Source organism: Herbiconiux solani NBRC 106740 (assembly GCF_001571005.1).
In the GTDB taxonomy this organism is placed as follows: Bacteria; Actinomycetota; Actinomycetes; order Actinomycetales; family Microbacteriaceae; genus Herbiconiux; species Herbiconiux solani.
On the sequence record NZ_BCST01000004.1, the window covers coordinates 249,263 to 273,319 of the forward strand.

At 69.7% G+C, this 24,057-nt stretch carries 23 protein-coding genes and 1 tRNA gene; 8 read left to right on the plus strand and 16 right to left on the minus strand.

The window, feature by feature from the left end:
• The first annotated feature begins 87 nt into the window (after window positions 1-87).
• The 4 genes from HSO01S_RS08840 to HSO01S_RS08855 all read left to right on the plus strand — a co-directional run bounded on the left by HSO01S_RS08840 (window position 88) and on the right by HSO01S_RS08855 (window position 1,819).
• Window positions 88-357, plus strand: coding sequence for a hypothetical protein (locus HSO01S_RS08840; protein WP_066040469.1), 270 nt, complete (start codon window positions 88-90; stop codon window positions 355-357).
• Between the two features lie 71 nt (window positions 358-428).
• The gene (locus HSO01S_RS08845; protein WP_066040471.1) at window positions 429-758 is read left to right on the plus strand and encodes a DUF7882 family protein; all 330 of its coding nucleotides are present in this window, start codon (window positions 429-431) and stop codon (window positions 756-758) included.
• Window positions 755-988, plus strand: a complete 234-nt coding sequence (locus HSO01S_RS08850; protein WP_066040473.1) for a hypothetical protein — start codon at window positions 755-757, stop codon at window positions 986-988. Before HSO01S_RS08845 ends, HSO01S_RS08850 begins: the two co-directional genes overlap by 4 nt.
• 87 nt (window positions 989-1,075) lie before the next feature.
• Window positions 1,076-1,819 (plus strand): hypothetical protein, encoded by a 744-nt coding sequence (locus tag HSO01S_RS08855; protein ID WP_157078975.1) that lies wholly within the window; start codon window positions 1,076-1,078, stop codon window positions 1,817-1,819.
• A 31-nt stretch (window positions 1,820-1,850) separates the two neighbouring features.
• On the opposite strand, the gene HSO01S_RS08860 is transcribed toward HSO01S_RS08855, so the two are convergent.
• From HSO01S_RS08860 to hisS, 12 genes are all read right to left on the minus strand, one after another.
• A tRNA-Leu gene (locus tag HSO01S_RS08860) sits at window positions 1,851-1,927 on the minus strand.
• 90 nt (window positions 1,928-2,017) lie between these two features.
• Complete coding sequence (locus HSO01S_RS08865; protein ID WP_084361491.1) at window positions 2,018-3,538, minus strand: NAD(P)/FAD-dependent oxidoreductase; 1,521 nt, start codon at window positions 3,536-3,538, stop codon at window positions 2,018-2,020.
• Between the two features lie 42 nt (window positions 3,539-3,580).
• Window positions 3,581-4,867: a S8 family peptidase gene (locus HSO01S_RS08870; RefSeq protein WP_066040478.1), complete on the minus strand. Its 1,287-nt coding sequence runs from the start codon at window positions 4,865-4,867 to the stop codon at window positions 3,581-3,583.
• On the minus strand, window positions 4,867-5,382 hold the full coding sequence (locus HSO01S_RS08875) for a DUF501 domain-containing protein (RefSeq protein WP_066040479.1): 516 nt from the start codon (window positions 5,380-5,382) through the stop codon (window positions 4,867-4,869). The genes HSO01S_RS08870 and HSO01S_RS08875 overlap by 1 nt, the downstream gene beginning before the upstream one ends.
• A gap of 14 nt (window positions 5,383-5,396) precedes the next feature.
• Window positions 5,397-5,996 carry an FtsB family cell division protein gene (locus HSO01S_RS08880; RefSeq protein ID WP_084361492.1) on the minus strand — a complete coding sequence of 200 codons (600 nt, stop codon included), beginning with the start codon at window positions 5,994-5,996 and terminating at the stop codon, window positions 5,397-5,399.
• A 40-nt stretch (window positions 5,997-6,036) separates the two neighbouring features.
• Entirely contained in the window at window positions 6,037-7,317 is a 1,281-nt protein-coding gene (eno, locus tag HSO01S_RS08885) for a phosphopyruvate hydratase (RefSeq protein WP_066040481.1), read from the minus strand.
• A gap of 63 nt (window positions 7,318-7,380) precedes the next feature.
• Window positions 7,381-8,010 (minus strand): TetR/AcrR family transcriptional regulator, encoded by a 630-nt coding sequence (locus HSO01S_RS08890; RefSeq protein ID WP_066040483.1) that lies wholly within the window; start codon window positions 8,008-8,010, stop codon window positions 7,381-7,383.
• The gene (locus tag HSO01S_RS08895) at window positions 8,007-8,456 is read right to left on the minus strand and encodes a MarR family winged helix-turn-helix transcriptional regulator (RefSeq protein WP_066040485.1); all 450 of its coding nucleotides are present in this window, start codon (window positions 8,454-8,456) and stop codon (window positions 8,007-8,009) included. The genes HSO01S_RS08890 and HSO01S_RS08895 overlap by 4 nt, the downstream gene beginning before the upstream one ends.
• 23 nt (window positions 8,457-8,479) lie before the next feature.
• A complete protein-coding gene (locus HSO01S_RS08900; RefSeq protein ID WP_245635959.1) occupies window positions 8,480-10,030 on the minus strand; it encodes an MDR family MFS transporter in 1,551 nt (516 codons plus the stop codon).
• 227 nt (window positions 10,031-10,257) lie between these two features.
• A complete protein-coding gene (locus HSO01S_RS08905) occupies window positions 10,258-11,505 on the minus strand; it encodes an MFS transporter (RefSeq protein ID WP_066040489.1) in 1,248 nt (415 codons plus the stop codon).
• Entirely contained in the window at window positions 11,505-11,972 is a 468-nt protein-coding gene (locus HSO01S_RS08910) for a MarR family winged helix-turn-helix transcriptional regulator (RefSeq protein ID WP_066040492.1), read from the minus strand. Before HSO01S_RS08910 ends, HSO01S_RS08905 begins: the two co-directional genes overlap by 1 nt.
• A 66-nt stretch (window positions 11,973-12,038) precedes the next feature.
• Window positions 12,039-13,373, minus strand: a complete 1,335-nt coding sequence (gene hisS / locus HSO01S_RS08915; protein ID WP_066040494.1) for a histidine--tRNA ligase — start codon at window positions 13,371-13,373, stop codon at window positions 12,039-12,041.
• Window positions 13,374-13,533: 160 nt separating this feature from the next.
• Between hisS and HSO01S_RS08920 the strand changes: the two genes are divergently transcribed.
• Together HSO01S_RS08920 and HSO01S_RS08925 are read left to right on the plus strand one after the other, a co-directional pair.
• Complete coding sequence (locus HSO01S_RS08920; RefSeq protein ID WP_084361523.1) at window positions 13,534-14,583, plus strand: ABC transporter ATP-binding protein; 1,050 nt, start codon at window positions 13,534-13,536, stop codon at window positions 14,581-14,583.
• Complete coding sequence (locus HSO01S_RS08925) at window positions 14,580-15,707, plus strand: ABC transporter permease (protein WP_066040496.1); 1,128 nt, start codon at window positions 14,580-14,582, stop codon at window positions 15,705-15,707. Before HSO01S_RS08920 ends, HSO01S_RS08925 begins: the two co-directional genes overlap by 4 nt.
• Before the next feature lie 7 nt (window positions 15,708-15,714).
• Here the strand turns inward: HSO01S_RS08925 and HSO01S_RS08930 are convergent, their stop codons facing one another.
• Complete coding sequence (locus HSO01S_RS08930; RefSeq protein WP_066040498.1) at window positions 15,715-16,422, minus strand: nucleoside triphosphate pyrophosphohydrolase; 708 nt, start codon at window positions 16,420-16,422, stop codon at window positions 15,715-15,717.
• Between the two features lie 93 nt (window positions 16,423-16,515).
• Window positions 16,516-20,139, minus strand: coding sequence for a transcription-repair coupling factor (gene mfd, locus HSO01S_RS08935; protein WP_066040499.1), 3,624 nt, complete (start codon window positions 20,137-20,139; stop codon window positions 16,516-16,518).
• A 230-nt stretch (window positions 20,140-20,369) separates the two neighbouring features.
• Here mfd and HSO01S_RS08940 point away from each other — a divergent pair, with 230 nt between their 5' ends.
• The gene (locus HSO01S_RS08940) at window positions 20,370-20,825 is read left to right on the plus strand and encodes a hypothetical protein (RefSeq protein ID WP_157078976.1); all 456 of its coding nucleotides are present in this window, start codon (window positions 20,370-20,372) and stop codon (window positions 20,823-20,825) included.
• A 309-nt stretch (window positions 20,826-21,134) separates the two neighbouring features.
• On the opposite strand, the gene pth is transcribed toward HSO01S_RS08940, so the two are convergent.
• Window positions 21,135-21,719: an aminoacyl-tRNA hydrolase gene (gene pth / locus HSO01S_RS08945; RefSeq protein ID WP_066040502.1), complete on the minus strand. Its 585-nt coding sequence runs from the start codon at window positions 21,717-21,719 to the stop codon at window positions 21,135-21,137.
• A 30-nt stretch (window positions 21,720-21,749) separates the two neighbouring features.
• Window positions 21,750-22,361: a 50S ribosomal protein L25/general stress protein Ctc gene (locus HSO01S_RS08950; protein ID WP_084361494.1), complete on the minus strand. Its 612-nt coding sequence runs from the start codon at window positions 22,359-22,361 to the stop codon at window positions 21,750-21,752.
• 221 nt (window positions 22,362-22,582) lie between these two features.
• Here HSO01S_RS08950 and gnd point away from each other — a divergent pair, with 221 nt between their 5' ends.
• A complete protein-coding gene (gene gnd, locus HSO01S_RS08955; RefSeq protein ID WP_066040504.1) occupies window positions 22,583-24,040 on the plus strand; it encodes an NADP-dependent phosphogluconate dehydrogenase in 1,458 nt (485 codons plus the stop codon).
• Window positions 24,041-24,057: the final 17 nt, after the last annotated feature.

Genomic DNA, 24,057 nt, shown 5'->3' on the forward strand with positions numbered 1-24,057 from the left:
CCGGGGGATGTCGGGCGGATGTCGGCGGCTCGGCCTACGCTCGGCATGCGCGGGCCGGCGCGCTCCCTCTCAGAAAGGAGCCCCCGAGTGCCCGAATGGCATCCCGTCCAGGCCGTCATGCCGATCGAGTTCTACTATCCGCGACCCGGCACGCCCGAGCCGTTCGCGATCATCCGCTGGGTCGACGTGCGTTTGCAGGGTGCGCCGGTGTCGCGGTGGCGCACCGTCACCTACGACGAGCCGCGGCGCCTGCTCGGCGACGGCTACTACGAAGAGCTCGCCGACGCCGCCCTGGCCTGTCACAAGCTCGCCATCGCGGCCGCCGTGCCGGCGGCGCTCAACGTCACCCGCCGCTAGCAGTCAGCTGCGGAACGTGACACTCTTACGACAGGTCCCCAGATCCCGGACCTTCGACGGGAGACCCCACCGTGGGCAAGCTCATCTACGACTCCACGATGACGATCGATTTCGACGACCGCATCCTGGCCCACCTGCACCTGGTCATCGGCGCGAAATTGAGACGGAACGAGTCGTTCTTCTTCGCGTGGAAGGACGACCCGCGAAACGGAGACGGGCGCAGCGTGATCTGGATCTATCCGATGGCGCCGCTGGTCTTCAAGTTCCACGGAGGTCGTGCGCCGCTGATCAATCGGCGCTGGGTCGACGAGCTCATGCTCACCGCGAACTCGTCGCAGGGGCTGCGCGTTGTCCCCGAACCGAGCGAGACCGGGTCGCGCGCGGTGGAGGACGGTTCATGAAGCGGATCGACATCCTCTACGACGGCGCGCACTACTCCGTCGGAGAGCAGGACTACCAGGCGATGAAGGCAGCCATCACGGCGGCCGCGTCGGGGCCGGCGGCCTGGGTCTCGGTCAACCACGGCGAGGGTCAACTCCAGCCGGCCGAGCTGCTCGTCGGGCCCGGCATCCCCATCGCGCTCCTGCCCATCGCCCCGGACGACGACCCCGACGCCGACCCGCCGGCCTGACCGGCCGACCCTGGGTTCACGGTCCTGTCGAGCTCGCCCGGGGCGGGGAATACCCGGCACCGTCCATGTAAGCACTAGCCTTCGAGCATGCCCTACGCTGGCTCGCCCATCCGAACACTCACGGTCGTGACGCTCGCCTGCACCTTGGCAGCCGGCCTCGCGTCCTGTTCTGAGCGGGCTGATAGTAGCCCTGTCCAGGACTCCGGCGTGACCCAGACCGATCAGGCCTCGGCACCCGAAGAACACGAGCCAGCCCCAGCCACAGCCGACGGGGGCGCCCCGGACGAAGGTGGTTCGGCCAGCACGGGCGACGGAGCGTGGACCGGGTCGGAGTACTTCGCCAGCGAGGACGACGCCGTGGAAGCCATGCTCGGCCCGCGCGTCTGCGAATTGTTCGACCAGCCGAGGGCGGAGGTGGTCGCACTGGCCCCACCCCTCGTGCTCGACGAGGGAGAGGTCACGACGTTTGCAAACGGTGCGGACTGCCGATTCGGGATCGATGATCCGACCGGCCCCGGCGGGTACGGACTCGTCACCATCCGCACCTTCGATGGAGAGAACCGGGAGATCGACGAGGCGGACAGCACGATCGCGGGCCACACCTGCATGGATGTCCCCGGTGACAACTTCGGTGTCAGTGGGGGCGAGCTCACGTTCGCAGAGCTGTGCGAAGTCGGTTCTCGGCAGATCTCAGTGAGTTTCAGCGAGGTCGTCCCGGTGTCCGAGCAGCGGGAAGAGGGAATGCGTGCTCCCGTCGAGTACATCCTCCAGCAGATCCTCACCCGTCTCGACCGCACCGAGAACAGCCTCTACTCCAACACCCCGCCGTGACCCCATGCAGGACGACAGAGGGCCGCGCACGTGGTACCCCCAGAGGGACTCGAACCCTCACTGAAACGATTTTAAGTCGTCTGCCTCTGCCGATTGGGCTATGGGGGCCCGCCTTCATCACCGTACGTTACGCGATGAACGGGAGAACGCCCCGAGCCTGAGGCTGCGGGGCGTTCTCCGGTGACGCGAAACGCGGCGCTACTTGGCCTTCGCCTTCGTCTTCGGCTCGACCTTGGGCGCCTCGGGGGCGCTGTCGGTCGCGGTGACGCCGTTGACCTCGGCCGTGGCCGAGGGCTCCGAGCTGTGCGAACCGGGGAGCTGGGGGTTCTGGGCGCCGGCTGCCGGAGCCGACTCCGCGGGCGCCGCCGCTGCAGCGGGAGCAGCCGCCGGGGCCGCGGCACGCGGACGCGCCGCGAACTCCTCGAACGCGGCACGCGGGTGCTCGCGCGCCGCGAGCGAGACGTTGTCGCGGCCGAGGAAGAAGTTGTTCACCCAGCCCCAGACCACGCGGATCTTGCGCTCCCACGACGGCATCGCCAGGCCGTGGTAGCCGCGGTGCGCGAACCAGGCCGGGAGGCCCTTGATCGCGAGCTTGCCGGACTGGAAGACGCCGACGCCGATGCCGAGGCCGGCGACCGCGCCCAAGTTCTTGTGGTAATAGTCCTTGACGCCCTCGCCGCGCAGGTCGGCGACGATGTTCTTCGCGAGCAGCTTGCCCTGACGCACGGCGTGCTGGGCGTTCGGCACGCAGTAGCCGCCGACGCCGCCACCGGTGAGGTCGGGCACGGCCGACACGTCGCCGGCGCCCCAGGCGCCCTCGACGATGCCGTCGTCGCCCTCGACCCGCAGGTCGGCGCGCACGCGGAGACGACCGCGCTCCTCGATCGGGAGGTCGGAGTTCTTGATGTCCGGCGTGGCCATGACGCCCGCGGTCCAGATGATCGTGTCCGACTCGAACGACTCGCCGGTGGAGAGCTCGATGACGCCGCCGACCGCGGACTTCAGCTGCGTGTCGAGGTGGATCTGCGCACCGCGCTCGGCCAGGTTCTTGATCACCCAGAGCGAGGTCGGCAGGCTGACCTCGGGCATGATGCGGCCCATCGCCTCGATCAGGTGGAAGTGCGTGTCCTCGAAGCCGATCTCGGGGTAGCTGTCCAGCAGTGCCGAGACGAAGGAGCGCAGCTCGGCGAAGACCTCGATGCCCGCGAAGCCACCGCCGACGACGACGACGGTCAGCAGACGGTCGCGCTCGGGGCAGGCCGGCAGGAGCGCCGCCTTGTCGAAGTTGGTGAGGATGCGGTCGCGGATCGCGGTCGCCTCCTCGATCGTCTTCAGGCCGATCGCCTCATCCGCGACACCCGGGATCGGGAAGGTGCGCGACACGGCGCCGGCGGTGACGACGATCTGGTCGTACGTCTCCTCCCACGGCTCGCCCGCACCCTCGACCGGCGTGATCGTCGCGGTCTTCGTGGCGTGGCTGATGTGCGTGACCTTCGCGGCGATGACGCGGGTCTTCTTGAGGTGGCGACGGATGCCGACGACCGCGTGACGCGGCTCGATCGATCCGGCGGCGACCTCGGGGAGGAAGGGCTGGTAGGTCATGTAGGGCAGCGGGTCGACGACCGTGACCTCGGCCTCGCCGGCACGAAGCCACTTCTCCAGCTTCCAAGCGGTGTAGAAACCGGCGTAACCGCCGCCGACGATCAAAATCTTGGGCACAGTGAAACGATCTCCTCAGTACAGGGGCCTGGTTACAGGCTACTACCTCCGCAGCAGCCCCTTGAAATGCGCGACCGCTCCGAGGGCGAATGTCGCGACCAGGATGAGGAACCCGAGCAGGAGCCCCAGCGGCACCGCCCAGTGGATGAGACTGTACACCCCCGGGCTCGGCTCCACAGCGACCGGCGCCGGATCCTGCGAGTCCGCGACCGGCTGCCCGGTAGCGGGATCGGTCGGGGCCGGGATGGTCAGCGTGTCGATCGAGTCGGTGCTCGAGGACGGCCGATAGGTCGCGATCCACGCCTTCAGATCGCCGATCGGGTTCGCCGTGACCGCGGGCACCTTCGCCGCGACCGCGCCGACCGCGTCGATCAGCCCGTAGCCGTAGATCGGCCCGGGGACGGGCGTGCCCTTCGTGGTCGCCGTGGCGACGATGCGGTTGATGACGTTCGCCGCGTCGAGCTCCGGATGCGCGGCCTTCACGAGCGCGGCCAGCCCGCTGACCAGCGGCGCGGCGCCCGACGTGCCGTCCCAGATGACATAGCCCCCACCGGGCACCACACCGACGAGCTGCTCGCTGGGCGCGGCGACCGCGATCGTGATGCCCTGCGAGGACGCGTCGAAGCTGGCGTCACCGGCCTTGTCGACGCCCGCGACGGCGACGACCCCCGGGATCGTGGCGGGAGCCCCGACCTCGGTCGTGCCGCTCCCCCGGTTGCCGGCGGCCGCCACGACGACGACGTCGTGGTCGAAGGCGTAGGAGAACGCCTCGTCCCAGCTCTCGGGCCAGTCGAGGCTGTTGCGGGTCAACGACATGTTGATCACGTCGGCACCGTGGTCGACCGCCCAGCGCACGGCTTTGGCGATCTGGTCGTCCGAGTCGACCGAGCCCTCGCCGAGCGCGACCGACACGGAGAGGAGGGATGCCTCGGGTGCCACGCCGAGCACGCCGTTGCCCGAACCCGTGCCGCGTCCCGCGATCAGCGAGGCGACCATGGTGCCGTGCTCCGAGCTGTCGCCCACAGGCTTCTGCCCGTCCGGCGAACCGATGCCGGACATGTCGGTGCCGTCGACGACCGCATCACGGAGCTCCCGCACGCTCCCGTCGACCCCGGTGTCGATCACTGCGACCGTCGCGCCCTTGCCGCGGGTGGTGTCCCACGCATCCATGAACCCGTAGCCCGCGAGCCAGTACTCGGCCGAACGCACCTGGTCGGCGTGCGCGGAGGGCACCGGCGCGACCGTGGCGGAGGCCCCGAGGGGCAGCACGACGACCGCGCCGACCACCGCGACCGCGAGGGCGGCGCGTCGGACGGCACGGGCGGGCATCAGAGCTCGATCGCGTAGTCGACGCACTCGCAGACGAGGGGCGACCAGTCGCCGCGCTCGAGGGCGAGATCGCCGATCGGGTTGACGCCGGGGCCGGCCGCGAGGGCGTGGGCCGCGAGGGCGTGCAGGCACTTGACGCGGGAGGGCATCCCGCCCGCCGAGATGCCGGCGATCTCGGGGACGTCGCCGAAGGTGGAGCGGTCGGCGAGGTAGGCCTGGTGGGCATCGGCGTACGCGGCGGCGAGCTCGTCGCCGGCCAGCGCATCCTGGAACTCGACCATCACGTGCTCGGCCTCGAGGTCGCTCATCGCCGCGGTCGCCGCCGGGTGCGACAGGTAGTAGAGGGTGGGGAACGGGGTTCCGTCGGCCAGCCGCGGAGCGGTGGCGACGACGGTCGGGTTGCCGCAGACGCAGCGCGCGGCGATGCCGAGCACGTTGCGGACGGGCCGGCCCAGCTGCGCCGAGGCGACCGCGAGGTCGCGCTCGCTCGCGGGTTCGAAGGGCGGGGTGGTCATGGAACTCCTGGGTCTCAGCCGGTGGGCGCGGCGGGCTGCTGGCCATCGGCGGGCTGCTGTCCATCCGTGGGCTGGCCACTCGAGGGCTGGCCGTCGGCGGGCAGCTGGCCGTCACCCTGCAGCTCGGCGGGGGTCTGGGTCGACAGGCCCGCCGTCATCCCGGAGGAGAACAGCGACGACAGCCAGTCGACGTCGGTGGTGCTGATCGTGTCGCTCACGCCGCTCGGCGCGTCGTCGGCCGCCGGGGGCAGGTCGTCGACGATCAGGAAGCTGGTCTCACCCGGCATCACGTAGTAGAGCCGGTCGCGCGCCTCGGCCTTGATGTAGGCCGGGTCGCTCCAGCGGGCGATCTCGTTCGTGAGGTCGTCGTTCGCGTTCGTCCGCGCATCCACCGCCGCGTGCAGCGCCGCGAGCTGCTGCCGCTGCTCGATGTAGACGCGGAGGCCCGGGGCGATGATGACGACGAACATCACGATCACCACGAACATCAGCACCGTGAAACCCGAGAAGCGGATGCTGCGCAACCAGTTCGCCGGAGTGGCCGGAGACGCCGAATGCGGCAGCGCCACCGGCACCCGCGCAGTGCTGCGGGATGTCGGGGGGCGCTGCCGCATCGGAAACCTCTGGCTCTGGCGCTCCTGGATGGAGCGGCTGTTACGCGGTGAACCGGGGGAACGCGCCGCGGCCGGCGTAGACCGCCGCCTCGGCGAGCTCCTCTTCGATCCTCAGCAACTGATTGTACTTGGCCACACGCTCGCTCCGGGCAGGCGCACCGGTCTTGATCTGGCCCGCGTCGGTCGCGACGGCGAGGTCGGCGATCGTCGTGTCCTCGGTCTCACCGGAGCGGTGCGAGAGGATCGCGGTCATGCCGGAGCGCTGCGCGAGGGAGACGGCGTCGAGCGTCTCGGTCAGCGTGCCGATCTGGTTGACCTTCACGAGGATCGAGTTGCCGGCGTGCCGGGCGATGCCGGTGGCGAGGCGCTCGGGGTTCGTGACGAACAGGTCGTCGCCGACCAGCTGCACCTTCGAGCCGACCTCGGAGGTCAGGTGGGCCCAGCCCTCCCAGTCGTCCTCGTTCAGCGGGTCTTCGATCGAGACCAGCGGGTAGTTGGCGACGAGGTCGGCGAAGTAGGCCGACATCTCTTCGGCCGAGCGCTTCTGGCCCTCGAAGGTGTACGCGCCGTTGTCGTAGAACTCGGATGCGGCCACGTCGAGCGCGAGCGCGATGTCCTTACCGGGCGTGAAGCCGGCCTGGGTGATCGCCTCGAGGATGAAGTCGAGCGCCTCGCGGTTGTTCGGCAGCTCGGGGGCGAAGCCGCCCTCGTCGCCGAGGCCGGTCGAGAGGCCCTTCGACTTCAGCAGCGACTTCAGCGAGTGGTAGGTCTCGACACCCCAGCGGAGGGCCTCGGAGAAGGTCTCGGCGCCCAGCGGGACGGCCATGAACTCCTGGATGTCGACCCCGGTGTCGGCGTGCGCGCCACCGTTGACGATGTTCATCAGCGGGACCGGCAGCACGTGCGCGTTAGGGCCGCCGACGTAGCGGAACAGGGGCAGGTCGGAGGAGTCGGCCGCGGCACGGGCGACGGCGAGCGAGACGCCGAGGATGGCGTTCGCGCCGAGGCGCTTCTTGTTGTCGGTGCCGTCGAGCGCGATCATCGCGCCGTCGACGAGGCGCTGGTCGGTGGCGTCGAAGCCCTCGATCGCCGGGCCGATCTCGTCGATGACGGCGTCGACGGCCTTCTCCACGCCCTTGCCGAGGTAACGGCCCTTGTCGCCGTCGCGCAGTTCGTAGGCCTCGAAGGCGCCGGTGGAGGCGCCGGAGGGAACGGCGGCCCGGGAGACCACGCCGTCATCGAGCAGGACCTCGACCTCGACGGTCGGGTTCCCTCGGGAGTCCAGAATTTCTCGAGCGCCAACGGCTTCGATGAGTGCCACGGGTGGTTTCTCCTCAGATATCAGGCAAAAGTCGGGCCGCGATTGCCGCGGGCCCGCCGCTGGCTAGTCTAACGAGTCGCGCCCGATGGCCTGCATGGCCGTGACCGTCTCGAACAACCACTCGGTGAATTCCTCGTCCGCATCGGTTTCCAGCGGGCGGTGCAGCGCGCAGTCGACCGCCGACATCACAAGGGTCACGGCGAGCTGGGCCCGGTGCGGCGAGGTGCGGCCTTCGGCGAGCTCGACCACGTCGGCCCGCAGCTCGGTGGCGAACTTGATGATGTCCGGGGCGACCTCCGGCCGGCGGGCCAGCAGGTCGCGGATGGCCGCACGGTCGACGCCCTCGCGGGCGGTGTCGTCCATGATGCCCCCGACGAGGGTGCAGAGGTCGCGGACCAGGCCCCGCTCGCCGTCGCGGCCCAGGAACGACGCGCGCTGCGCATCCGTCACCTTGAAGGACGACAGACCCAGGATGGCCGAGACCTTCGATGGGAAGTAGTTGAAGAAGGTGCGGGTGGAGACGCCCGCCTCGGAGCAGATCGCGTCGACCGAGGCCGCCGCCGCACCGTTGTCGGCGACCAGGCGGAGGGCGGCCTCGTGGATGGCGGTGCGGGTCTCCTCCTTCTTGCGTTCGCGGAGGCCGGGCTTGCAGTCGCGGAGGCCGGAGGAACTCGTTCCTGGAAGCGTCGTCATCGTCGCTCGATCCTGTCGTTGAAGGCGCCGAGGAGGCGGCCGAGCTGGGCGATGTCCTCATCGCTCCAGTCGTCGAACACCTCGGCGTACACGGTGTGGGTCTCGTCCCGGATCTCGGCCAGCCGGGCCAGGGTCTCCGGGGTGGGGGCGTAGAGGCTCGCCCTCCGGTCGTCGGGATCCGGGACGCTGGTGACGAACCCGAGATCCTTCAGGATGCGCAGCTGCCGGCTGACCGCGCTCTTGTCCATCCCCATCTGGGCGATGATCTCGCCCGGAGGGGCCGGGTGGCGCTTCGCGAGGAAGCCGAGCACGAGGTACCCCGAAGGCTGGAGCTCGGGCGAGAAGCGCTCCGCGTTCTGCTGCAGCGCCGCCCGCACGCCCCGGAGGACCCGCGTCATCTCGCTCTCCACGGAGAGCATGGCGTCGGATCGGTCGGGCTGGCTCACAGCCTCCAGGGTAGCCGTTGCACTCACTTCCGTCGGGGCTCGTCCTCGGCCAGCTCGAGCGCGATGCCCTCGGTGTCGGCCGCGACCTCGGCGCCCGAGACGGCGACCACGGTCGACGCCTCCTCCTCGGCCAGCTGCTCGACCGAGGTCTTCGTGCCGAGCGAGCGGTTGGGCAGCAGGGCGATCGCGATGATCGAGATAACGGCCAGCGGCACCGCGATCAGGAACACGTCGGCGACGGCCTCACCGTAGGCCGACTCGACCAGGATGCGGATCGGGTCGGGCAGCGTCGACAGGTTCGGGATGCCCCCATCGCCGAGTCCCCCGGTCTGCGACGGGTCGACGCCCATCTTCACCAGGCCGTCGGTGACCAGCGTCGTGATGCGGCTGCCGAGCACGGCGCCCATCACGCTCACGCCGATCGTGCCGCCGAGGCTGCGGAAGAACGCGACCGAGGCGCTGGCGACACCGATCTGCCGCGGGTCGACCGCGTTCTGCACGATCAGCACGAGGTTCTGCATGACCATGCCGACGCCGGCGCCCATCACGAACATGTAGAGGAAGACCAGGCCGAAGCTCGTGTCGTAGCGGATCGTGCTCATCAGGGCGAGGCCGATGGTGAGCAGGATCGAACCGGTCACCATGTACCGCTTCCACTTGCCGGTGCGGCTGATGACCTGACCGATCACGATCGAGGAGACCAGCACGCCGGCGATCATCGGGATCGTGAACAGACCCGACTCGGTCGGGGTCTTGCCGCGGGCCAGCTGCATGTACTGGCTGAGGAAGACGCTCGTGCCGAACATCGCGACACCCACCGAGATCGAGGCGACGACCGCGAGCCAGAACGTGCGGTTCTTGAACAGGGTCATCGGGATGATGGGCTCCTTGACCTTGAACTCGGTCAGGACGGCGAGGCCCAGGAGCACGACGGCTCCGGCGACCATCAGGATGCTCGGGGCCGAGCCCCACTCGAACTGGTTGCCCGCGAGGGTCACCCAGATCAGCAGCAGGGAGACGCCACCGGCGATGAGGGCGGCACCGAGGTAGTCGATCCGCACCTTGCGGCGGATGGTCGGGATGCGCAGGGTGCGCTGCAGCACGATGATCGCCGCGACGGCGAACGGCACCGCGATGTAGAAGTTCCAGCGCCAGCCGATCGAGTCGGTGATCACGCCGCCCAGGAGCGGCCCGCCGACGGTGGCGACGGCCATGACCGCGCCGAGCAGGCCCATGTACCGGCCACGTTCACGCGGCGGGATGATGTCGGCCATCGCGACCTGCACGAGGGCGGTGAGGCCACCCGCACCGAGGCCCTGCAGCACGCGGAAGAAGATGAGCATCTCGGTGGACTGGCTGAGGCCGGCGAGGCCGGAGCCCACGACGAAGATGACGAGCGAGATCTGGATGAGCAGCTTGCGGTTGGTGAGGTCGGCGAGCTTGCCCCAGATGGGCGTGGACACGGTCGTGGCCAGGAGCGTCGCGGTCACGACCCAGGTGTACCCGGACTGCGTTCCACCCAGGTCGCCGATGATCTTCGGCAGGGAGCTCGAGACGACCGTGCTCGCGAGCATCGCCACGAACAGGCCGAGCAGGAGCCCGGACAGCGGGACGAGGACACCGCGCCGGGAGGTCGCGTCGACGGTCTGCGCCGGCGCTTCAGAGGATTTCAGGGACACTTCTCTCCAAAAGTAAAAAGTTGATCTGCGTCAACTATAAACCAGTTGTTGACGCAAATCAACTAATTACTGCAGAAAGTGCAATCTTTCTCTTCGTGCACGTATCGGCGTGTGCGGACTCGTCAGAGCTGCTCCCCCGCGGTGATCGCCTCGGCCTCGGCGAGCTCGCCCTCGTCCTCGTGATCGATGTGCGCGATCGCGCGGTGACCGAAGACGATGATCAGCGAGGCGACGACCACCGATCCGGCGGCGACGTAGAACGGGGTCGCGGCGGTGAAGGCCGCGGCGATCAGCGACGCCACGGGCGGGGCGACCGCTCCGCCGAGGAAGCGGACCGCGGAGTACGCGGAGGAGGCGACCGGGCGCGGCAGGTCGGTGGCCGACATCACGGATTCGGTGAGCACCGTGTTCATGACACCGAGCAGGGCTCCGCCCACGACGACGCAGGTGATCAGGCCCGCGGTGTTCTCGACCAAGAGGCCCGCCCCGACCAGGTCGGCGCCGAGCAGGATGAGCACGGTCCAGAGCACCCGCGTGCGCGGGATCCGGCGGGTCAAGAGGGGCGCCACCCAGACCGAGGTGATCGCGACGGCCAGACCCCAGCCGAAGAAGGTCAGGCCGAGCCCGATCTCGTTCAGCCCCAGCGGGAAGGGCGTGTAAGCCAGCAGGATGAAGAACCCGATGTTGTAGAACAGCGCGGCGACGGCCAGGATGGCGAGCGCCGGGCGGGTGAGGGCCTTGAACGGCGCCGACAGGGGCGTCGGGACGGGCTTCTCCGTCGGCTTCTTCATCAGGGTGAAGATCGCGATGAAGCCGATCGCCATCAGCACGCTGGTGCCGAAGAACGGGCCGCGCCAGCTGATCGAGCCGAGGATCCCGCCGAGCAGCGGGCCGATCGCGATGCCGAGACCCAGGGCGGCCTCGTACAGGATGATGGCCGAGCTGGCACCGCCGGAGGCGGCACCCACGATCGTCGCGAGCGCCGTCGAGATGAACAGCGCGTTGCCGAGCCCCCAGCCGGCGCGGAAGCCGATGACCGACTCGACGTTGCCGGACAGGCCGGCCAGGAGGGCGAACACGACGATCAGCGCGAGCCCGATCAGCAGGGTGCGGCGGGCGCCGATCCTGGTCGAGATCCAGCTCGTGAAGAGCATCGCGAAGCCCGTGATCAGCAGGTAGCTCGTGAACAGGAGCGAGGTCTGGGTCTGCGTGGCGTCGAGGCTGTCGGCGATCGCCGGGAGGATGGGGTCGACCAGGCCGATCCCCATGAACGCGATGACGCAGGCGAAGGCCACGGCCCAGACGGCTTTGGGCTGGTGCAGGATCGAGTTCTTCCCGCCGGTGCCGGTCCGTTCTGCCGTGGCCGTCATCAGGCGGCCCGCACGACGTCGGAGGCGCGCACGTCGGTGCACTCGTGCAGGAGGTCCACGGCACGGCTGATCGTCTCGATCTGGTCGTGGTCGAGGTCGTCGAACAGCGGCGCCAGAGCCTGGCCGAGGCGGGCACGCCACTCGCCGAGGGCCTTCACGCCCTTGGGGGCGAGGGCGATCTGCCAGGCGCGGGCGTCGTCGACGTCGGCGATCCGGCGGATCCACTCGAGCTCGTTGAGGTTGGCGACGATCTTGGTCATCGTGGGCTGGGTCACACGACTCTGCTTGGCGAGTTCGCCGAGTCGCATGGGACCGAAGGTGCTGAGCACGCTCAGCGTGCGCCAGGTGGCGGGCGAGGTGGTCTCGCCGGTGGCGCGGGCCGCGATCCGGGTGAGGCGGTGGGTGACCGACACGAGGTCGGAGAGGAGGTCGGAGAGCTCCTGAGTCGGAGCGGATTCGTTATTCACAGTTAACTATCTTACATAGCTCAGCTATGTATCGGTCACTGCGGGCGAAATCCGTTCGTGACCCGCTCAGCTGCCGAGCGGACGCACCTCGAGCTGGTCGGCATCCGTCGTCTCGCGTCCCACGATCGCGAAGCTCGTGAACCCGGCCGCGGCCGCACGATCCAGCAGCGGGGCCAGGTTCTTCGTGCGCCGCTCGAGCCGCACGCGGGCGCCGCGGGCGACCAGCTGCGCCTTGAGCGTGAGCAGGCGGGTGGGGCCGGCCTGCTTGTCGTGCACGAGCACGATCGACTCCCCCGCCGCATCGGCCGGGTCGGCGATCAGGTCGATGATGCGCTCGAAGCCGATCGAGAACCCACAGGCCGGGACCTCCTCGCCGAGGAAGCGGCCGATCATGCCGTCGTACCGGCCACCGCCGCCGAGCGAGAAGCTGAAGTCCGGGTGCTCGATCTCGAAGATCGTGCCGGTGTAGTAGCCCATGCCGCGCACGAGGAACGGGTCGAAGACCAGCACCCCGTCGATGTCGGCCTCGCGGAGGGCGTCACCGATCGCGGCCAGCCCGGCCACCGCATCCGGAGCCACGCCCGCGGGCAGCACGGCCGCGATGGCCTCGCCCTCGAGCAGGGTCGACTCGACGGCCAGGGCGTCTCCCTCGGCCGTGCCGCCGCCGGCGATCGCGGGCGGGGTGGTCTCGAAGTAGGCGGCGAGGGCGTCGACGGCCGCGGCATCCGCACCTCTGTCTCGCAGCTCGGCGATCACGCCGGCGGTGCCGACCTTGTCGAGCTTGTCGATCGTGATCAGCACCTGTGCGTGCTCGGCCGCCTCGAAGCCGAAGGCCTCGAGCATCCCGATCAGGATGCGGCGGTCGTTGAGACGGATGCGGCAGCCGGTCAGCCCGAGGGTGTCGAGCGTGGCGAGGGTCGCGGTGAGCAGCTCGATCTCGGCCAGGATGCCGGGCTCGCCGATGATGTCGATGTCGCACTGCACGAACTGGCGGTAGCGGCCCTTCTGCGGGCGCTCGGCGCGCCAGACCGGGGCGATCTGCACGCTCCGGAAGACCTGCGGCAGGTCGGCGCGGTGCGAGGCGTAGAAGCGGGCGAGCGGCACGGTGAGGTCGAAGCGGAGACCGAGGTCGGCGAGCGTGTCGGGGTCGTCGGCCTCGGCCGCGCGGGTCAGCGCCTCGGCGTCGAGGCCGCGTTTCATGACGTTGAAGGCGAGCTTCTCGTTGTCGCCGCCGAGGCCGGAGTGCAGGCGGGCGAAGTCCTCGACCACGGGTGTCTCGATCTCGTCGAAGCCGTGGGCGGCGTAGGTCGCGCGGATGCGGCCGAGCACGCGCTCGCGCTTGGCCTTGTCGCCGGGCAGGAAGTCGCGCATGCCGCGCGGCGGGGAGACGGGGGAAGCCATGTCTTCCAGGTTACCGAAGGCGCCGGGTCGGTCTGGACGGATGCTCGGGGCGGGTGCCCGGGTGAGTGCTTGGAGCTCATGCTCCGGGCGGTTTCTGGAGGCCCGCGAAGCGACACCGGTAGGGTCGATGGGGACCGCCGCGATCGAACCGGAAGGCTCCATGAGCGACCCGCAGCCCGACTTCTCCTCGTACGCCCCGCCGCCCTCGGGGCCGGTGCCTCCGGGGCAGCCGTCCGTCTGGCAGGCGCCCACGCGCGGCCCGGCCGGGCCTGCAGAGCCGGTCGGTCTCGTCGTCGACGACGTGCGACGCTCCTTCGGAGACGTGCACGCCGTGCGCTCGGTCAGCTTCCACGCCGAGCCCGGGTCGATCACGGCGCTGATCGGACCGAACGGCTCGGGCAAGACCACTCTGATGCTCATGCTGGCGACGCTGCTCCGGCCGGACGCCGGCCGCATCCGTCTCCGTATCGGCGGCGCCGAGCTCGACCCGGTCGCCGAGCCGCTGCGCGCGCGCCCGCTGATCGGCTGGATGCCCGACAGCCTCGGTTCCTGGGCCAACCTGACCGTGCGCCAAGCGCTGGAATCCACGGTGCGGATGTACGGGCATCCGCGGGCCGTCGCCGCGCAGAGCGCCGCGGCGCTCATCGCCACCGTCGGGCTCGAGTCGCTCGCCACGCGGCCCACCCGCGTGCTCTCGCGCGGGCAGAAGCAGAAGCTGAGCCTCGCCCGGGCGCTCGCGAACGAGCCGCGCCTGCTGCTGCTCGACGAGCCTGCCTCGGGGCTCGACCCCGTGGCCCGCATCGAGCTGCGCGAACTGCTGCAGCGCCTGGCCGGCGAGGGGCGCACCGTGCTGATCTCGAGCCACGTGCTCTCCGAGCTCGACGAGGTCGCGACGGATGCGGTCTACCTCGACCACGGCGTGACCGCGTCTCAGGATGCGGTGGCCGCGGTGCGTGCCTCGGCCAGACTCTGGCGCATCAAGACCCTCGACGGGTTCGCGCTGGGGCCGGCGCTGGAGTCGATCGGGGTGGATCCGCTGCGGATCGGCACCGACGGCCAGGGCTTCACGGTCTCGATGACCGACGAGGCGGATGCGGCGGCCGTGCTCGCGGCGCTGGTCGCGGCCGGGGTGCGGGTCAGCTGGTTCGCGCCGGCGAGCGGGGAGCTGGAACGGACGATGCAGGCGCTGCAGGGCGGGGGGATGGCATGAGCCGGGGCGGTTTCGGCGGCGGCGTCGCGGGCGGTTCCGGCGGTGCTCGCGCAGGCGGGTTCGCGGGCTTCGGGGGTTTCTGGCGGGGCGTCGGCCTGATCGTCGGGCTCGAGCTGAGGCAGCGCGTGCGCGGGGTGGCCTGGTACGTCATCCTCGGCGTCTTCTTCGCCCTGATCGCGCTCGTCACGATCGGGGTCGCCGTGCTCGCGGGCGGGCTGGGATCCAGCGGCGGCACGCTGTTCTCGTCGATCGTCTTCTTCGTGCTGCTGCTCGCGAGCCTCATCTCGCCGGCGCTCTCCGGCAACGCGATCAACGGGGAACGCGAGGGCGGAACGCTCGCGACGATCCAGGTCACGAGCATCGCGACCGGCCAGATCGTGATCGGCAAGTGGCTGGCCGCGTGGATCGCGTCGTTGGCGCTCCTGGTCGTGACCGTCCCGTTCCTCCTCGTCGCGATCGGGATCGGCGACGTCTCGGCCGCCACCGTGCTCTCGTCGCTCGGCATCCTGCTGGCCGAGCTCGGGGTGCTGGCGGCGCTCGGGGTCGGCCTGTCCGGCCTCATCCGGAAGCCCCTGTTCTCGGTCGTCGTCGGCTATCTCACGGTGGCCGCGCTCTGCCTCGGCACCCTGATCGGCTTCGGCCTGGGCGGGGCGGTCACGCAGACGCCGTACACGCAGACCACCGTGACCTCGGTCTACAACGCCGACGGCACGTACACCTGCTCCGACGTCACGACGTCGACCTACTCGGCCCCGCGCTTCGACTACTACTGGGGCCTGCTGGTCATCAACCCGTACGTGATCGTGGCCGATGCCTCGGCCGGCGACTTCGACTCGTCGGGCAACCCGACGAACGTGTTCGGGTGGATCGCCTCGGGAGTCCGTTCGGCGCAGCAGGCGCCCGAGACCGACCGGTACGTCGACTACTGCACCGACGGCAACGGCTTCGGCGACGGATTCACCGACGACGGCCCCACCGCGGAGGAGCTGCTCCGCACCGGTGTGCCGAGCTGGTTCATCGGTCTGGCACTGCAGTCGGCGCTGGCTGCCCTGGCCCTCTTCGGCGCCTGGCACGCCACCCGCACCCCCGCCCGCCGCCTCGCCCGAGGCAGCCGCATCGCCTGACCCGGGCTCAGTCGCGCGTGGTGGACTCCGCCGATTCGGCGGGCGCGGACTCGGCGGCGGTGATGTCGGCGCGGAGGGTTCGGAGGGTGGTGCGGAGGGCGCGCTCGGCGTCGAGGCCCTGGGACTTCGCGGTGGCCACGAGGGAGAGGAGCTGGGCACCGAGCTCCTCCTCGGTGGCTGCCGCGGTGGAATTAATGGCAGTCGCCACCGCGGGGGCGACGTGCACACCGACCTTGGCCGCCTTGCCGAGGAGCTTGTCGGCGAGGGCGAGGGACGGCATCCCGAACGGGATGCCGTCGAGCACGCTCGTGCGGGCGGGCTTCTCGGCCGCCTTGAAGGTGTCCCAGGCGTTCTCGACATCGCCTGCGGTCGAGAGGTCGAGGTCGCCGAAGACGTGCGGATGACGCCCCACCATCTTCGCCGTCATGTGCGCGGCGACATCCTGGATGTCGAAGTCCTCACCCGCGGTCTGCGAGGCGATGTCGGCGTGGAAGATCACCTGGTAGAGCACGTCGCCCAGCTCCTCGAGAATCGCGTCCCGGTCGCCCGACTCGATCGCGTCGATCAGCTCGTGCGACTCCTCGACGAGGTACTGCACGAGCGACGCGTGGGTCTGCTCGGCGTCCCACGGGCACCCGCCCGGCGCCCGCAGCACCGCGGTCACCGCGACCAGCTTCTCGAGTTCGGTAGGAGCATCCGGGATCTCAATGGGCATGGGGAAAGTCTCCCCCACCACCCCGCCGAGAAGTCACTTTTACGTCTAAATCCCGGGATTCGGACGTGAAAGTGACTTCTCGGCGAGGAGGGGTCAGGTTTGGGGAGTGGGGGTCTTGGCCGGGGCGAAGATCGTGTCGAGGAGCTGCGTCACCCACGCGATGAGCTCGGCATCGCCCAGGGGCTTGCCGTCGACGACGGGCATCGGCACCGAGACGGCGTTGGTCTGGGCGAAGTACTTCGAGCCGGGGTACATCCGCTGCAGGCGCACCTGCAGCGAGTCGGGCAGGTCGGCCGGCGCGACACGGAGGTTCGAGCCCATCGTCACGACCTCGCCGAGCGACGCCTTCTGGGCCCGCCGACGCAGACGCGACACCGCGATCAGGCTCTGCACCTGGGGCGGCGGCGAGCCGTAGCGGTCGGTGAGCTCCTCGAGGACGCGATCGATCGCATCCTCGGACGCGGCCGGTGCCGACGCCGCCGAGAGCTTCTGGTAGGCCTCGAGCCGGAGCCGCTCGCTGTCGACGTAGTCGTCGGGGATGTGCGCATCCACCGGCAGCTCGAGCCGCAGCTCGGTCTGGCCCTCGGCGACGTCGCCGCGGAAGGCCGACACCGCCTCGCCGATCATCCGCAGGTAGAGGTCGAAGCCGACGCCCGCGATGTGCCCGGCCTGCTCGCCGCCGAGGAGGTTGCCAGCGCCGCGGATCTCGAGGTCCTTCAACGCCACCTGGATGCCCGAGCCGAGCTCGTTGTTGGCCGCCAGGGTGCTCAGCCGGTCGTTCGCGGTCTCGGAGAGCGGCTTGTGCTCGTCGAAGAGCAGGTACGCGTAGGCGCGCTCGCGCCCACGACCGACGCGCCCGCGCAGCTGATGCAGCTGCGAGAGTCCGTATTTGTCGGCCCGGTCGACGATCAGGGTGTTCGCGTTCGCGATGTCGATGCCGGTCTCGATGATCGTGGTCGAGACGAGCACGTCGAACTTGCGCTCCCAGAAGTCGACGATCACCTGCTCGAGCACGTGCTCGTTCATCTGCCCGTGCGCCACGGCGACCCGCGCCTCGGGCACCAGCTCGGCGATCTGCGCGGCCACCCGGTTGATCGACGAGACCCTGTTGTGCACGAAGAAGATCTGGCCCTCACGCAGCAGTTCGCGGCGGATGGCGGCGGCCACCTGCTTGTCCGAGTACGGCCCGACGAAGGTCAGGATCGGATGCCGGTCCTCGGGCGGGGTCGCGAGCGTCGACATCTCGCGGATGCCGGTCACCGCCATCTCGAGCGTGCGCGGGATCGGCGTCGCGCTCATCGCGAGGATGTCGACGTTGGTCTTCAGCTTCTTCAGCTGATCCTTGTGCTCGACGCCGAAGCGCTGCTCCTCGTCGATGATCAGCAGGCCCAGGTCTTTGAAGGCGATGTTGTCGCTCAGGATGCGGTGGGTCGCGATCACGACATCCACCGTGCCGTCCGCGAGCCCCGCGATGGTCTCCTTCACCTCTTTGTCGGTCTGGAACCGGCTGAGGGCCTTGAGGTGCACGGGGAACCCGGCGAATCGCTCCTGGAAGGTCTCGAGGTGCTGGCGCACGAGGAGGGTCGTGGGCACGAGCATCGCGACCTGCTTGCCGTCCTGCACCGCCTTGAACGCGGCGCGGATGGCGATCTCGGTCTTGCCGAAGCCGACGTCGCCGGAGAGCAGGCGGTCCATCGGGATCGGCCGCTCCATGTCGGCCTTGACCTCGTCGATGACGGTGAGCTGGTCGGGGGTCTCCTGGAACGGGAACGACTCCTCCAGCTCGTGCTGCCAGGGGGTGTCGGGGCCGAAGGCGTGGCCCTTCGAGGCCATCCGCGCCGAGTAGAGCTTGACGAGCTCGACGGCGATGTCGCGGACGGCCTTCCGGGCCTTGCCCTTCGCGGCCGACCAGTCGCTGCCGCCCATCTTGCTGAGGCTCGGGGCCTCGCCACCGACGTAGCGGCTGAGCAGGTCGAGCTGGTCGGTGGGCACGTAGAGCTTGTCGCCCGGGTAGCCGCGCTTGCTCGGCGCGTACTCGATCACGAGGTACTCGCGGGTCGTCTTGACGGCGTTGCGGCCGCCGCTGGAGACCTCGCGCTGGGTCAGCTCGAGGAACTTGCCGATGCCGTGCGTGGAGTGCACGACGAAGTCGCCCGTCTTCAGCTGCAGCGGGTCGACGACGTTCTTGCGGCGGCTCGCGAGCTTCTTGACCTGGCGGTTGTCGTAGCCGATCGTGCGGCCGTAGAACTCGGTCTCGCCGATCAGGGCGAGCTTGAGCTCGGGGATCTCGAAGCCGTGCTCGACCGGGGCCTTGATCAGGTAGGCGACCCCCGCATCCGGTTTCTCGGGGAAGAGCTCGACGATGCGGGCCGGGATCTCGCGCTCGGAGAGCACGTCGTTCGCGCGCTCGACCAGGCCCTGGCCCTTGGCGGCGACCGCGACCACCCAGCCGTCGGCGAGGCGGCGGCCGACGTGCTCGATGGCGCCCTCGGCGTTGCCCTGGAAGCTCGGCACGGCATCGGCCTGGATGCGCAGGGTGAGGTGCTCTTCGAGCTCGCGGTGCTCGGGCAGGATCTCGTCGTCGGCGGGGCCCTGCTGGAACTCGCTCAGGGTCCACCACGGGCGGTTAGTGCCGGCCGCGTGGCGGAGCTCGGTGAGACTGATGAACTCGCCCGAGGCCAGGTCGATCGGGGCCTCGGCTCCGGCGGTGGCGGCGGTCCAGGCGGCGGAGAGGAACTCGCGGTTCGTCTCGGAGAGGTTGACGGCGCGGGTGGCGACGCGCTCGGGGCTGACGACCGCGACGGCCGTGCCCTTCGGGAGGTAGTGGGCGACCGTGACGAGCTCGTCGAGCAGGGCGGGGGCGAGCGACTCCATGCCCTCGACGGGGATGCCGGCCGAGATCTTCTCGAGCATCCCGGCGAGGCTCGGGAACTCGTGCTGCATCTCGCGGGCGCGCTGGCGCACGGCGTCGGAGAGCAGGAGCTCGCGGCTCGGCGGGAGGCTCACCGTGTCGACCGTGAGCTCGAGCGAGCGCTGGTCGGCGACCGAGAAGGCGCGGATCTCCTCGACCTCGTCGCCGAAGAAGTCGACGCGGAAGGGGTGCTCGGCGATCGGCGGGAAGACGTCGAGGATGCCGCCGCGCACCGCGTACTCACCACGGCGCGTGACCATGTCGACGCGCGAGTAGGCGAGCTCGACCAGCTGGAGCGACAGGGCGGACAGGTCGAAGCCGCGGGCGCCGCGGGTCAGGGTGACGGGCTCGAGCTCGGTGAGGTTGGAGGCGATGGGCTGGAGGGCGGCGCGGACGGAGGCGACGACGATGACGGGGGGCGTGGCCTTCGTGCTCGTCGCGTCGCCGGTCGCCCGCTCCCACTCGACCAGGCGGCGGAGGGCGTCGATGCGCTTGCCGACGATCTCGGCGCTGGGGCTGAGGCGTTCGTGCGGGAGGGTTTCCCAGGCCGGGAACTCGATGATCTGCGCCTCGGGCAGGAAGCAGGCGAGGCTCTCGCGGAGCTTCTCGGATTCGCGACCGGTCGCGGTGACGACGAGCATCGCCGCCGGAAGATCGCGCTCGATCCGGCGCCGCATCATCGCGGCGAGGAAGGGCGCACGGATGCCCTCGGGGAGCGAGAAGTCGCTGTCACGACCCGCGTTCGCCAGGGCCTTTTCGACGGAGGAGGCGCGCGAGAGTTCGTCGATAAGGGCCTGGAGGGTCACTGGATTAGTTTACGCCGGTGCCCGCTGCCTTCGGCGGCGGGTACCGGCGCTCGCGCCGCCGCCTCTGCGGCGCGAGGCGACATGTTCGCGTGCGGTCGCTTCGCGGCCGCGCGCTCACCCTGGGTCGGCGAGTACGGCCGGCAGCTTTCCGCACCGTCGGTGGTTGTGGGAGGGGATAGTGTGATCTACAGGTGTTCGCGGGGGGCGCGGGCCGGGGATTAGGGGGACGTATGAGTTATTCGGGGTATGCGTATCCGGGGTACGGGCAGCCGATGTACGAGGCGCCGGTGCCGGTGGTGCGGAAGAAGACGGCCGGCGTGATCGCGTTCGTCGTGGCCCTGGTCGTTCTGGTGGCCGGACCGATTGTGAGCGCGTTCGTCGCCCAGGGCATTGCGCCGTTCATGGTGCCGGCGATGGACGGGACGCTCGACCCGTCCTCGATCACGTCCGCCGACGAACGGGACCTCACCGCGATCAACAGCGGAATCAGCGGGGTCTTCATCCTCGGCACGCTCCTCGGCCTCTGGGCGATCGTGCAGGGCATCGTCGCCACGGTGCGCAAGGCGGGCCGCGCCTTCGGCATCGCCGCGATGGCGATCGCCGTCGCCGCTCCCCTCGCCTGCGGCTTCCTCTTCTACGTCACCCTCTTCGCGGCCCTCCCCCCAGACGCCTACCTCCGCCCCTGACCCCGTAGAGGCTGACCAGTAACGTCCGAAATAACGGAGAGCGCTGCCCTATACGGCGTCACTCCTCGAAATTCCGGACGTTACTAGACACGGCCGGCACGGATGTGAAGGCTGCAGGCCGTACTCGCCGACCCAGGGTGAGCGCGTCGCCGGGGAGCGCGACCGCAGGCCGCGTTCTGCGACGGCACGCGAACATGTCGCCCGCGCCGGGCAGGGACCGGCGCGGCAACCAGCACAGCAAGACGTCCTGCCGCCCCCACCTGCCGGGACGGGCCGTTCGTCATGCCGCCCTCACCTGCCGGCACAGAACTACCCCGTATGAACTTTAAGCTGCGCCGCCGTCAGCCCCGCCCCCGCGATCAGCTCGACCGCGTCGGCCGCCTCGCCCACGAGGATCGGCAGCACCTCGCGCTCGGCGGCCGAGAAGTTCTGCAGCACGAAGTCAGCCGCCTGCTGGCGACCGGGGGGCCGGCCGATGCCGACGCGCACGCGGACGAAGTCGGCGCTGCCGGTCGCGGCGATGATGTCTCGCAGCCCGTTGTGGCCGCCGTGCCCGCCGCCCTGCTTGAGCTTGAGGGTGTCGAACGGGATGTCGAGCTCGTCGTGCACGACGATCAGATTCTCGGGCGCGATCCCGTAGAACTTCAGCAACCCGTTCACCGGCCCGCCCGACACGTTCATGTACGTGTTCGGCTTCGCGAGCACGAACCGCGGCCCGCCGGGCACGATGCGCCCCTCGGCGACCACGGCGTTGGCCTTGTGCGTCTTGAACGAGGAGCGCATGCGGTTCGCGAGCTCGTCGACCACCATCTGGCCGACGTTGTGCCTGTTCGCCGCGTAGCCGGGCCCGGGGTTGCCGAGCCCGACCACGAGGCGCAGATCGGAATCGCTCACGATCGTGACTCCGATGGTCAGACGGGGTGACTACTCGCTGGCGGGAGCCGGGCTGATCGACTCGGCAGCGCCTTCGCCCTCGGCGGGCTCGTCGGTGGGCTCCTCCTCGGGGATGCTGATGCCCACGATGACGGTCTCGCCGTCGGTGATGAGCTCGGCGCCCGCGGGCAGCTCGATGTCGGCGGCACGCACGACCGAGCCCTCTTCGAGGCCCTCGACCGAGACGGTGACGCTCTCGGGGATGCTGGTCGCGAGGACCTCGAGCAGAACGGTCTGCGAGTCCTGCGTGGCCATGGTGCCGGGGGCCGACTCGCCCTCGAGGTGAACGTTGACCTCGACCTGGACCTTCTCACCCTTGCGGATGACGATGAGGTCGATGTGCTCGATGATCTGGAGCACCGGGTCCTTCTGCACATCCTTCACCAGCGCGAGCGACTCGACGCCGTCGATGGTGAGCTCGAGCACCTGGTTCGACTTGCGCAGGATGAGCGCGGTCTGGTGACCGGGCAGGATGATGTGCTGCGGCTCGGTGCCGTGGCCGTAGATCACGGCGGGGATCTTCCCGGCGGCGCGGGTGCGGCGGGCGAAGCCCTTGCCGAACTGGGTGCGGGTCTCGGCTGTGACCTTGGTGTCGTCGGCCATGATGATGCTCCTTGAATTCATGAGCGAGCTCTGGGCCCGCCTCGTCTATGTGGTGTCAACTCGACCGCATGAAGCGAGAGGAAAGAGGTTCTAGGCCCAGTCCACCGCGTCGATAACGGATGCTCGCGGTTGCGTTCGCATCCCTCGCCGAAGTTCAGTCAGCCACTCTACCGCATCCGCTCTACTACGCTGGAGTTCCACGTCTACAAGGAGCATCGCGCATGTCAGAAGAGTCGGGAACCGCCAACATCGGAGTCGTCGGGATGGCGGTGATGGGCTCCAATCTGGCCCGCAACCTCGCCAGCCGTGAGGGCAACACGGTGGCCGTCTACAACCGCTCCCCCGAGCGCACGCGGAAGCTCGTCGCCGAGCATCCCGAAGCCGGGTTCGTGGCCTCGGAGTCGATCGACGACTTCGTCGCCTCGCTGCAGAAGCCCCGCACCGCGATCATCATGGTGCAGGCCGGGGCCGGTACGGATGCCGTGATCTCCGAGCTCGCCGAGCGCTTCGAGCCGGGCGACATCATCGTCGACGGCGGCAACGCGAATTTCCACGACACCATCCGCCGGGAGAAGGACATCTCGGCCACGGGCATCCACTTCGTCGGCACCGGCATCTCCGGCGGCGAGGAGGGCGCGCTGAACGGCCCCTCGATCATGCCGGGCGGAACGGCCGAGGCGTACAAGACCCTCGGCCCGATCCTCTCGTCGATCGCCGCCGTCGCCGAGGGCGAACCCTGCGTCACCCACATCGGCACCGACGGCGCCGGCCACTTCGTGAAGATGGTGCACAACGGCATCGAGTACGCCGACATGCAGCTGATCGCCGAGGCCTACGACCTGCTCCGCACGATCACCAAGCGCGAGCCGGCAGAACTCGCCGAGGTCTTCGAGACCTGGAACTCGGGCGACCTCGAGTCGTACCTGATCGAGATTACCGCCGAGGTGCTGAAGCAGGTGGATGCCGATACCGGCAAGCCGTTCATCGACGTCGTGCTCGACCAGGCCGGCGCGAAGGGCACCGGCGCCTGGACCGTACAGAACGCCCTCGACCTCGGCGTGCCCGTCGGCGGAATCGCGGAGGCCGTCTTCGCCCGCTCGGTCTCCTCGAAGCCCGCTCAGCGCGCCGCCGTGCAGGCGACGATCACCTCGCGACCCGACGTCGTCGAGGTGGATGTGGACTCGTTCGCGGACGACATCCGCGCCGCCCTCTACGCCTCGAAGGTCGTCGCCTACGCGCAGGGCTTCGACGAGATCATCGCCGGCGCCGCCCAGTACGGCTGGGACATCGACAAGGGTGCGGTCGCGAAGATCTGGCGGGCGGGCTGCATCATCCGGGCGCAGTTCCTGAACCGGATCGTCGAGGCCTACGAGAACAACCCGTCGCTCGCGACGCTGCTGGAGGACCCGTACTTCGCCTCGGCCGTCGCCGAGGGTGAGGCCGCCTGGCGCCGTGTGGTGTCGACTGCGGCCCTCTCCGGGGTGCCGGTGCCCGGCTTCGGGTCGGCGCTGTCGTACTACGACTCGCTCGCCTCGGTGCGGCTGCCGGCCGCGCTCGTGCAGGGCCAGCGCGACTTCTTCGGGGCGCACACCTACAAGCGCGTCGACCGCGACGGCACGTTCCACACCCTCTGGTCGGGCGACCGCACCGAGATCGAGACGGAGCCCTCGACGCACTAGTTGCCACGCCGCCGCCT

Coding starts and splice junctions, on each gene's coding strand:
- HSO01S_RS08905 (WP_066040489.1), bottom strand. CDS start 11,505: ATGACGGCCACGGCAGAACGGACCGGCACCGGCGGGAAGAACTCGATC.
- hisS (WP_066040494.1), bottom strand. CDS start 13,373: ATGGCTTCCCCCGTCTCCCCGCCGCGCGGCATGCGCGACTTCCTGCCC.
- HSO01S_RS08930 (WP_066040498.1), bottom strand. CDS start 16,422: ATGCCCATTGAGATCCCGGATGCTCCTACCGAACTCGAGAAGCTGGTC.
- HSO01S_RS08870 (WP_066040478.1), bottom strand. CDS start 4,867: ATGCCCGCCCGTGCCGTCCGACGCGCCGCCCTCGCGGTCGCGGTGGTC.
- HSO01S_RS08850 (WP_066040473.1), top strand. CDS start 755: ATGAAGCGGATCGACATCCTCTACGACGGCGCGCACTACTCCGTCGGA.
- HSO01S_RS08900 (WP_245635959.1), bottom strand. CDS start 10,030: ATGCTCGCGAGCACGGTCGTCTCGAGCTCCCTGCCGAAGATCATCGGC.
- HSO01S_RS08890 (WP_066040483.1), bottom strand. CDS start 8,010: ATGACGACGCTTCCAGGAACGAGTTCCTCCGGCCTCCGCGACTGCAAG.
- gnd (WP_066040504.1), top strand. CDS start 22,583: ATGTCAGAAGAGTCGGGAACCGCCAACATCGGAGTCGTCGGGATGGCG.
- HSO01S_RS08925 (WP_066040496.1), top strand. CDS start 14,580: ATGAGCCGGGGCGGTTTCGGCGGCGGCGTCGCGGGCGGTTCCGGCGGT.
- HSO01S_RS08855 (WP_157078975.1), top strand. CDS start 1,076: ATGCCCTACGCTGGCTCGCCCATCCGAACACTCACGGTCGTGACGCTC.
- HSO01S_RS08920 (WP_084361523.1), top strand. CDS start 13,534: ATGAGCGACCCGCAGCCCGACTTCTCCTCGTACGCCCCGCCGCCCTCG.
- HSO01S_RS08950 (WP_084361494.1), bottom strand. CDS start 22,361: ATGGCCGACGACACCAAGGTCACAGCCGAGACCCGCACCCAGTTCGGC.
- HSO01S_RS08940 (WP_157078976.1), top strand. CDS start 20,370: ATGAGTTATTCGGGGTATGCGTATCCGGGGTACGGGCAGCCGATGTAC.
- HSO01S_RS08875 (WP_066040479.1), bottom strand. CDS start 5,382: ATGACCACCCCGCCCTTCGAACCCGCGAGCGAGCGCGACCTCGCGGTC.
- HSO01S_RS08880 (WP_084361492.1), bottom strand. CDS start 5,996: ATGCGGCAGCGCCCCCCGACATCCCGCAGCACTGCGCGGGTGCCGGTG.